Source organism: Arthrobacter sp. UYP6 (genome assembly GCF_040547315.1).
Lineage (GTDB): Bacteria > Actinomycetota > Actinomycetes > Actinomycetales > Micrococcaceae > Arthrobacter_B.
In genome coordinates this window covers 1-1,427 of record NZ_JBEPPM010000042.1, presented here as the reverse complement: position 1 = coordinate 1,427, position 1,427 = coordinate 1, and the positions used below count along the sequence as shown (strand labels likewise).

Below are 1,427 nucleotides of genomic sequence, written 5' to 3'. Positions count from 1 at the left end.
GGGGGGTGCCTCTATGGTTTTCGTCAAGCGACTGAGGGCAGGTTCTTTGGTGCCGGGTCTGCGTAGAGGGTGCCGTCACGGAGCATGGCGAAGAGGACATCTGAACGACGCCGGGCCAGGGCAATGATTGCCTGGTTATGGCGTTTACCTTCTGCGCGTTTGCGGTCGTAATATGCCCTCGACGGCGGATGATGCAGGGCGGCGAAGGCCGAGAGGAACAGGGCGCGTTTGAGTTTCTTGTTGCCCCGCCGGCTCGGGTGTTCACCTCGGATGGAGGTTCCGGAGCGACGTGTGACCGGGGCGATTCCGGCGTAGGAGGCCAGGTGGGCGGCGGAGGCGAAGTGTTTGCCGGTGACTTCGGTGAGGATTCGTGCGCAGGTCCTGACGCCGATGCCCGGCATCGAGGTCAGGACCTCGTAAAGAGGGTGGGCCTCCACCAGGGCTTCAACCTGGGATGTGATGTCGTCGCGTTGCCGGCGCAATGCCAGGAGCTGCTCGGCGAGTTTCGGCAGCACGATTCCGGCGGCACCGGTGCCCACAACCACCACCGTCTGCTGGCCCAGAGCATCGAATATTGCCTCGGTGAGCCGTTCAGCAGCACGCGGTGCATGCTTCTTCAATCGTGCTTTCACATGCCCACGCCCTGCGGTCTTCAACGCCGCAGGAGTCGGATACCGGGTGAGTAGGTCCGCCACCGCCGGGTGATCCAGGTGCGGGCCCAGGGCCCGTTCCAGGGCGGGATGGATTTGGGTGAGGAGCCCGCGGATCCGGTTCGACGTTGCGGTGATCTGACCGGCGAGGTCATCGTCGAACCCGCAGAGCACGCCAAGCTCGGCCAGGGTTTCATCGTCCAGTTCCACGGAGCGCAGGGTATGCGGCATGGAGCGGGCGGCTTCGGCGATGATGGCTGCGTCCCGGGCGTCGGTTTTCGCCTGGCCCGGGTGCAGGTCCGCGATCCGGCGCATCGCCAAACCGGGCAGGTAGCCCACGGTTGCTCCGGCGGCTTGGGCGACCGCGACGGGCAGAGCTCCGATCGTCGCAGGTTGATCCACGACGACCAGGACGTTCCCGTGGCCGGCGAGCTTGGTGATGATGTCCCGGATTTTGGTTTCGTCCTGCGGCAGGGCCTTGTCGTAGAGCTTTTTCCCGGCCCGGTTCAGGGCCACGGCGTGGTGGCCGGTCTTGCCGACGTCCAGGCCAAGGAAAACGTCGATGCTCTCGTGTTCCAGAATCATGGCTACCCCCGTCTATTCGCTGAGACTGACGGTGTTGGCTGGTCTGGGCGGCAGGAAGTCACATCCACGTTACGAAGAACCGTTGGGTCGTGCCTCTATTAGCGATCCACCGGCCGCCAAGTCGGTTCCGGTGGCAACACCCCCCGGATCATGGATGACTGGGGGCAAAAACCATGCCGGAACCGACCGGCC

The 1,427-nt window shown here is 64.5% G+C and carries 1 protein-coding gene; it reads right to left on the bottom strand.

Annotated elements, in window-relative coordinates; genetic code table 11:
- Nucleotides 1-23: 23 nt before the first annotated feature.
- On the bottom strand, nucleotides 24-1,235 hold the full coding sequence (locus ABIB35_RS18690; protein WP_354183239.1) for an IS110 family RNA-guided transposase: 1,212 nt from the start codon (nucleotides 1,233-1,235) through the stop codon (nucleotides 24-26).
- Nucleotides 1,236-1,427 lie beyond the last annotated feature (192 nt).